General features: G+C 71.7%; 9 protein-coding genes. 6 read left to right on the forward strand and 3 right to left on the reverse strand.

The genetic code is table 11. From position 1 onward, the window contains the following. Positions 1 to 402: 402 nt before the first annotated feature. Positions 403 to 879: an STAS domain-containing protein gene (locus D3105_RS30665; protein WP_118906170.1), complete on the reverse strand. Its 477-nt coding sequence runs from the start codon at positions 877 to 879 to the stop codon at positions 403 to 405. 196 nt (positions 880 to 1,075) lie between these two features. Between D3105_RS30665 and D3105_RS30670 the strand changes: the two genes are divergently transcribed. The 5 genes from D3105_RS30670 (at position 1,076) to D3105_RS30690 (ending at position 4,640) form a co-directional block, all read left to right on the forward strand. Continuing rightward, complete coding sequence (locus D3105_RS30670) at positions 1,076 to 1,813, forward strand: GAF and ANTAR domain-containing protein (RefSeq protein ID WP_118906171.1); 738 nt, start codon at positions 1,076 to 1,078, stop codon at positions 1,811 to 1,813. Between the two features lie 261 nt (positions 1,814 to 2,074). Continuing rightward, complete coding sequence (locus D3105_RS30675; protein WP_118906172.1) at positions 2,075 to 2,401, forward strand: plasmid stabilization protein; 327 nt, start codon at positions 2,075 to 2,077, stop codon at positions 2,399 to 2,401. Between the two features lie 52 nt (positions 2,402 to 2,453). Beyond that, a complete protein-coding gene (locus D3105_RS30680) occupies positions 2,454 to 2,930 on the forward strand; it encodes a DUF5709 domain-containing protein (protein ID WP_118906173.1) in 477 nt (158 codons plus the stop codon). Between the two features lie 58 nt (positions 2,931 to 2,988). Further along, positions 2,989 to 3,657 carry an HAD family hydrolase gene (locus D3105_RS30685; RefSeq protein ID WP_118906174.1) on the forward strand — a complete coding sequence of 223 codons (669 nt, stop codon included), beginning with the start codon at positions 2,989 to 2,991 and terminating at the stop codon, positions 3,655 to 3,657. A 188-nt stretch (positions 3,658 to 3,845) separates the two neighbouring features. Further along, positions 3,846 to 4,640: a SigB/SigF/SigG family RNA polymerase sigma factor gene (locus tag D3105_RS30690; protein WP_118906175.1), complete on the forward strand. Its 795-nt coding sequence runs from the start codon at positions 3,846 to 3,848 to the stop codon at positions 4,638 to 4,640. A gap of 79 nt (positions 4,641 to 4,719) precedes the next feature. Here D3105_RS30690 and D3105_RS30695 read toward each other — a convergent pair whose 3' ends face one another. Further along, entirely contained in the window at positions 4,720 to 5,904 is a 1,185-nt protein-coding gene (locus D3105_RS30695; RefSeq protein ID WP_118906176.1) for a zinc-dependent alcohol dehydrogenase, read from the reverse strand. Positions 5,905 to 6,057: 153 nt separating this feature from the next. On the opposite strand from D3105_RS30695, the gene D3105_RS30700 reads away from it, so the two are divergent. Further along, on the forward strand, positions 6,058 to 6,594 hold the full coding sequence (locus D3105_RS30700) for a cysteine hydrolase family protein (protein ID WP_118906177.1): 537 nt from the start codon (positions 6,058 to 6,060) through the stop codon (positions 6,592 to 6,594). A gap of 33 nt (positions 6,595 to 6,627) precedes the next feature. Here D3105_RS30700 and D3105_RS30705 read toward each other — a convergent pair. Next, a partial coding sequence (locus D3105_RS30705) for an iron-containing redox enzyme family protein (protein ID WP_240647083.1) occupies positions 6,628 to 7,615 on the reverse strand: 988 nt, incomplete at its 5' end.

Here is a 7,615-nt window from a genome sequence, read left to right on the forward strand (position 1 = left end):
CCCGCAGGCGGCCGCAGAGGGGCGGGCGCGGGCAGGAGGGCCATCGTCGGGCCGCCTGCGGGGTGGTGGGTTCTCGTCGCGGGGGGCCTGCTACGGGGCGCCCGTAGCAGGCGCGCGGAGCCGGAAGCGTCGGCAGGCGGAGGCGGTACCGAGGCCACGAGGGCGGCGCGGCGACGAGGAGAGGGGTTCACGGGAAACTCCACGCAGGCAGGAAGAATTCTTACGGGCCGTTTCCTGACCTCCAGCGCTTCATTATGCCCTCTCCCGTCCGGCACGGTCGGCCCGGAGTCGCCGAGCTGGTCCCCTCCGGCCCGAAATCGCCGCAGCACGACGGGTATCGGCTCCGCGGAGTGTGCGCCGGGGAGCCGATCCCCCGTCAGTTCCGGCCACCGGCTCCGGCCGTCAGCGCTCTCCCGGGATGCGGGGCCGGGACGTGTCGGCGTACGGGCCGAGCGGCCGCGGCGAGGCCCCGGTGGACGACGGCGCGCTCCGGCGGCCGCCGGGCTTCGTGTTCCGGGACGCCTCCGGATCCGGCCGGCATCCCCGGCTGCGCAGCTCCGCGCCCGCGAGGGTGGCGGCGACCCGCAGGACGCGGTGGAGCCCGGCGGCGCTCAGGACCTCGCGGGCCTTGTCGGACCCGGCCACCACGGCCATCGAGATGCCGCGCTCCTCGGCCTGGCCCCGTACCCGCAGGAGGATTCCCAGGGCCCGGGGGGTGAGCAGGGGGGTGCGGATGTCCACGATGATCGCCCGGGGTCCGCAGCACGGCAGCAGACGGACGATCTCGCGCTCGATCGCCGCCTCGTTGTCGAGGTCGACCACGTCACCGAGTTCCACGACCAGGTGCGCGGCGTCGAGATGATAGCTGAGCAGGAACATGGGCACTCCAGGGAAGCAGGACTGAGTGCGCGGCCGCTTCCTGACCTGCGTACCGCGCGTATGCCCACTCGTCGGCACTCGACACCCGTCCGGCGGTGACAGGCGCGGGGCGTTGCCACCACCCGGAGAGAGCGGCGCGGCACGGTCCGTACAGTGCCATGCTGGTCCCAGGGTCCAAGCCCGGAAGGGAGCGATCATGACCGACGATGGAGTGCTCACACCGGGGCCGCCCGACCTCGTCTCTCTCCTGCTGGACACGGACACGCTGGACGACTTTCTCCATGCGCTGGCCCGGAGCGCCCTGCTCATGTCCCCCACGGCCGACGGGTGCGGGGTCACGCTGGAGCGGGAGAACCGCCCGCTGACCGTGGCCAGCGCGGGCATCAGCGCACCGCCGCTGGACGAGGCCCAGTACGGGCAGGACGACGGCCCCTGCCTGGAGGCGCTGCGCGACGGGCACGAGGTCCACGTGGGCGACATGCGCGAGGAGGGCCGCTGGAACGGCTACCCCGCCTTCGCGGTCGCCTCCGGGACCCGGTCGTCGCTGTCCCTGCCTATCGCGGCACACTCCCACACGGCGGGCGCCCTGAATCTGTACTCGCCCAAGGAGAACGGCTTCGCGGACGTCGACCTGGGCGGGCTGCGCGCTCTCGCCGCCCAGGCGACGGGGGCCGTCGCGCTCGCCCAGCGGCTCTCGGACACGCGGACCTTCACGGCCGATCTGGAAGCCGCCCTCCAGTCACGTTCCGTGATCGACCAGGCGGCCGGCATCGTCATGAACCAGCGCCGTTGCAGCGCGGAGGAGGCGCTCCACACCCTGCGCACCGCGTCGCAGCATCGCAACGTGAAGCTCCGCGACCTCTGTGCGCAGCTGGTCGGCAGCGTCTCCGGCGCCCCTCCCACCGGCGGCCCCGGCCTGCGCCCCCGTCCGTGACCTGAGGGCGGACACGGACGGCCGAACACCGGCCGGGGCATGTTTGGCATCCGGTGCGGGGGTACTCCTGCAGCAGGTATCCGGCGTACGCGGAGCTCAGGCGCCGACCGGTTGGGAAAGCAGCCATCGGCGCCGTCCGCCGACTTCAGAGTGTCACTCCTCGTCACGTCTCCAGGGGCGTCGTTGCGGTGCGCGTTGTTTAGTGGGATCCGTACGGGAAACGCGGGGGGTCGTCCCCCGATACGGAGTGAGGAGCACGTCATGCCGGCCGGATCGAACAAGAAACGTGAACGGCAGTACGAGCACATCAAGGAGAGCCAGGAGGAACAGGGCGCCTCCAACGGCCGCGCGAAGGAGATCGCGGCCCGGACCGTCAACAAGCAGCGCGCCCGGTCCGGCGAGTCGAAGACGGCGAGCAGGACGTCGACGCAGGACAAGAAGTCCGCCTACGAGCGGGGCGGCGAGCGCTCCCACAAGGGTGCGCAGGGTCCCACGAAGGACCAGCTCTACGCCGAGGCGAAGAAGAAGAACATCGACGGGCGTTCCGCCATGAACAAGGAACAGCTCCGCAAGGCCCTCGGCCGCTGACCGCCGGCACCGCCCGGGTCCGACAGCAGCCCGCACGACGGAGGAGCAGAAGATGCCCGCAGACGCACGCGGCGACGACGTGTACCAGCCGCAGGACGACGACGGCTCGATTGCCCCGAACGATGAGCTCGACCTGGAGAACACGCTCGACGAACGGGGCCTGGACGACCAGATGGAGGAGGGCTACAGCCCTCCCGAACGCCCCCTGGGTGTGACCAAGTTCGGCACGACGGGGGCGGAGGAGCGCCTGGGCGAATCGCTGGACCAGCGGCTCGCCCAGGAGGTCGACGATGTGGAGCCGCCCGCCGGGGACGGCATCGGCGACCTCGCCGAGGGCGAGGGGGAGCCCCAGGAAGGGGCGACCGTCGAGCCCCGGGCGGGCCGGCTCAGTGGGGCGGACGACGCGACCGGGCGGGAGAACGACGTGTTCGCCGAGGACGTGGGCATCGACGGCGGTGCCGCGTCGGCCGAGGAGGCGGCCGTCCATGTCAGGGACGAGGCGGACATCCCCCGGGACCGCGACACCTGACGGCGAGGGAGCCTGGCGGCAGGGGAGGACGGGCGAGCGGCGAGAGGAACGGCTGAGCATGGCAGGCGCGGCGATCTTCGATGTGGACGGCACGCTCACGGACACCAACCACCTGCACGTGGTGGCGTGGTGGGAGGCGTTCCGGCAGGCCGGGCACACGGTGCCGATGCCGGACATCCACCGGGCGGTCGGGCTCGGCTCGGGTGACCTGATCGAGCGGCTGCTCGGGGCCGACCGGGATCCCGGGCAGGACGAGGCCATCAGCTCCGCGCACACGGTCCTCTACGGCACGTACTTCGACCGGCTCCCCGCCTTCCGGGGCGCGGGCGATCTGCTGCGCACTCTGGCCGGACGTGACTGGCGGGTCGTCCTCGCCACCTCGGCGAGCGGGGCGGAGCTCGCGGCGCTGCGGCGCGCGGTGGACGCGGACGAGGCGATCCGGGACACGGCGAGTTCGGACGACGTGGACCGGGGCAAGCCGTCCGCGGAGCCCGTGGAGCTGGCCTGCCGCCTGGCCGGCGTCACTCCGGAGCAGGCGGTGTTCGTGGGCGACACGGTGTGGGACATGGAGGCGGCGGTCCGCGCCGGGGTGGGCGCGGTGGCCCTTCTGTCGGGCGGTATCCCGCGCGCCGACCTGGAGCGGGCGGGAGCGGACGTGGTCTACCGGGATGTCGCCGACCTGCTCGACCACCTCGACGACAGCCCGTTCGGACCGGGCCCCGCCTGACTCGCCCGGAACCGACTCGCCCGGACCGGAGCCTCTGGGCACCCACGTTTAGCACCGTTTACACCGGGTATGGGGTGTTTTGTGCTTCGGACAAGAGGCGCGCCCGTGGGATTTCCGGGCCCGTATCTGTCCGGCCCGGCGACCTTCCCGCGGCGGCCTGAACGCATCGTCGACGAGGAGTGACCGCCATGCAGGCAGCAGCCGCCCCCGAGAACGACCGCCCTACCGACATCCCATCGCCCGACCGGGCGTTCCGGCGGTTGCGGGCGCTTCCTCCCGGGCCGGAGCGTGACGCCCTGCGCGAGGAGACGATCTGCGCGTGGCTCCCGATGGCCCACCGGATCGCCACCCGGTTCCGTCACCGCGGCGAGGCCATGGACGATCTGCGACAGGTGGCCGCGATGGGGCTCGTCAAGGCGGTCGACCGCTACGACCCGGAGCGGGGCAAGGCCTTCGAGACCTATGCCGTACCCACCGTCACCGGGGAACTGAAGCGCCACTTCCGCGACCACACCTGGGACGTCCATGTGCCGCGCCGCGTCCAGGACCTCCGCAACCGGGTGCGGGTGGCCCGCCGCGAACTGGCGCAGAGCAGCGGGGGCGGGTCCCCGACCTGCGCCGAGATCGCCTCGGCCACCGGGCTCGGCGAGGAGGACGTGCTGCTGGGCCTGGAGGCCCTGGAGAGCTACAGCGCCCTCTCCCTGGACGCCGAACCCGCAGGCGTGGAGGGCGGTTCTCCCTTGGTCGACCGGCTGGGGTCCTGCGACACGGCTCTGGACACCGCGGTCGACCGTGAGGCCGTCAAGCCGGGGCTGCGGGAGCTTCCGGAGCGGGAGCGGACCATTCTGTACCTCCGGTACTTCCAGGACATGACCCAGGTGCGGATCGCCGAACGCCTCGGCATCTCGCAGATGCACGTGTCGCGCCTGCTCAGCCAGTCCTGCGAGCGGGTGCGCGAGGGCGTGCTCCAGGGAGCCCCCTGAAAACGGGCGGCCGCAGGCGGGGCAGGTCGGGCCACCCGGTCAGGTCAGGTACAGGTCCACCCGGTCAGGTCAGGTCAGATCAGGGGATGAGCAGGGTCTTGATCATGCCGTCGCCCTTCTTCCGGAACGTGTCATACGCCTGAGGCCCCTCTTCGAGCGGCAGGTGGTGGGTGGCGAACGAGTCCACGCCGAGCAGGTCGCCGTCGATGAGCAGGGGCAGAAGGTCGTCGACCCAGCGTTTGACGTTGGCCTGGCCCATGCGGAGCTGGATCTGCTTGTCGAACAGGGTGAGCATCGGCATCGGGTCGGCGGAGCCGCCGTACACGCCGGAGACGGAGATCGTGCCACCCCTGCGCACCAGGTCGATCGCCGTGTGCAGCGCGGCGAGGCGGTCGACGCCCGCCGTCTCCATCAGGCGCTGGGCGAGCGCGTCGGGCAGCAGCCCGACCGCCGTGTGCGCCACCTTGGCCACGGGCGAGCCATGGGCCTCCATACCCACGGCGTCGATCACCGCGTCCGTGCCGCGCCCGTCCGTGAGGTCGCGGACGGCGTCCCCGAGGTTCTTGCCGTAACGGCGCAGGTCGAGGCAGGTGGCACCGTACCCGCTGACCCGGTCGAGACGCTCGGGGACCAGATCGACCCCGATGACGAGGCCGGCGCCCCGGTGGAGGGCGATCCGGGCGGCCATGGCACCGATCGGGCCGAGGCCGAGCACGGTGACGCTGCCGCCGGGCGGGATGTCCGCGTACTCCACGGCCTGCCAGGCGGTGGGCAGGACGTCGGAGAGGAAGACGAACCGGTCGTCCGGCGGGCCGTGCGGGACCTTGATGGGCAGGGCGTTGCCGAACGGGACCCGCAGATACTCCGCCTGGCCTCCGGGCACCTGCCCGTAGAGCTTGGTGAACCCGAACAGGGATGCTCCCATGCCGCGGTCGCGCACCTGGGTCGTCTCGCACTGGGAGTGCAGCCCCTGCCCGCACATGTGGCAGTGACCGCAGGACACGTTGAAGGGGATCACGACCCGGTCTCCCGGGGCGACGGCGGTGACCTCGGGTCCGACCTCCTCCACCACGCCCATGGGCTCGTGCCCGAGGATGTCGCCGGGGTCGAGGTAGGGCCCGAGCACCTCGCACAGGTGGAGATCGGAGCCGCAGATGCCGGTGGACGTGATCCTGACGATGATGTCCGTCGGGTCCTGGATCCGCGGGTCCGGGACGGTCTCCACCCGGACGTCCCGCTTACCTTGATAGGTCAATGCGCGCACGGTCGGACTCCTTTCGGTACGCTCCGGTCGCCTTCGCGGCTTTCCCGCGAGGGCCGAACGCCGGGTTCCCGGCCCGTCCGGAACCAAACGGACGGCGGCCCGTCGACGGAGCACCGGCCCGGCCTTTGGGGAAGATTTTGAGAGGATGGAGCCATGGGAAACAGCGCTCTCATCGTCATCGACATGATCAATACGTACGATCACCCCGACGCCGAGCTGCTCGTCCCCTCCGTCCGCAGGGCGCTTCCGCACCTCACGCGTCTGATCGACCGTGCTCGCGCGGAGGGCGTGCCCGTCATCTACGCGAACGACAATTTCGGCCAGTGGCGCTCCCATCACGGCGAGATCATCGAGACGACTCTCGCGGGAAAGAACGCGGAACTGGTCGAGCCCTTGCTGCCGGACGACGATTCCCTTTTCGTCGTCAAGGCGCGGCACTCCATTTTCTACGAGACGCCGCTCAGCTATCTGCTCTCCGAATTGGCGGCGGACCATGTGGTGCTCTGCGGTCAGGTGACGGAGCAGTGTGTGCTGTATTCAGCGCTCGACGCGCATATCCGGCATCTGCGGGTGACGGTGCCGAGGGACGCCGTGGCGCACATTCACGGCGATCTCGCCGAGGCCGCGCTGCGCATGATGGAGCGCAACATGGGGGCCGCGGTCCTCGACGCGGACGACGTCTCGTTCTGAGCCCCGACCCGGCCTTCTCCCGGCTCCCTGCTCTCAGAGCGTCAGCGGTGTGCGCAGTGCCGATCGGCCCTCGCGCCACGCCGCCAGCAGGTGGTCGCCGAGGAGGTCCTCCAGGTGGCCGGTCGCCTCGATGCCCAGCACGACGTCGGCCGCCAGAGCGGGTTCGTCCTCCAGCAGGCCGCCGATCACCTCGTGGCGCACCACTTGTTCGTGGACCGCGTCGGCCTCCACGTGCTCGTCGTAGAACCGCTGCGCGGCGGGGCCCGCGCCCGCTCGGCGCAGGGCTTCGGCCAGCCGCCTCGACCCGGGGGACGAGGTGATCTCCACGGTCGCGAAGTGCCCGACCAGGGCGCCGCGCAGCCGTCGGTGCAGCCCGAAGAGGGACATCATGTTGACGACGGCCAGGGCCTGGACGGGCGCGGCGTCGAGATAGCGGCCGTACCGGGCGTCGAGGCCGAGGTCGGTCATCAGGTCGGCGAAGAGCTGGGCGTGGACGTTCTCCGCCCGTCCCGCCCCGAATTCGTCGAACTCGACGGCGACCATGCCCGCCTTCGCCCGGCCCCGGAGCCTGGGCACCACCCACAGATGCGGATCGGCCTCCTTGAGGTGGTAGAGCGAGCGCACGGCGGCGTACTCGCGCAGCTGCCACAGCTCGCCCTCCCGCCGGAGGTGGTGGCTGACGCTGCGGCCGTCGTCCCCGACGGGTTCCAGCTGGAGCTCGTCCACCGCCCGGGCCACGTCCCGCCCGCCCGAGCCGGCGTCGCGGCGCAGCGCGTCCAGGAAGACGTCCTCGGCCGCCGCGCGCACACCGAGCAGGGCGGGGTTCCATTCCAGGCGCTCGTCCACCCCGGCGAACCCCCGGTAGTGGAGCTCGTACAGGACGTACAGGAGGAGCTGGAGATCGTCCCCGTACGGGTCGGAGCGGCGGACCGCGTCGGCGGCGGGCAGACGGGTGCCGCTGCCCGCCAGCGCGGCGAGGACGCCCTCGCTCAGGGGTCCGCGTGCCGGGGGGAGGGCGGGA

This window comes from Streptomyces globisporus (genome assembly GCF_003501885.1).
Classification (GTDB): Bacteria; Actinomycetota; Actinomycetes; order Streptomycetales; family Streptomycetaceae; genus Streptomyces; species Streptomyces globisporus_D.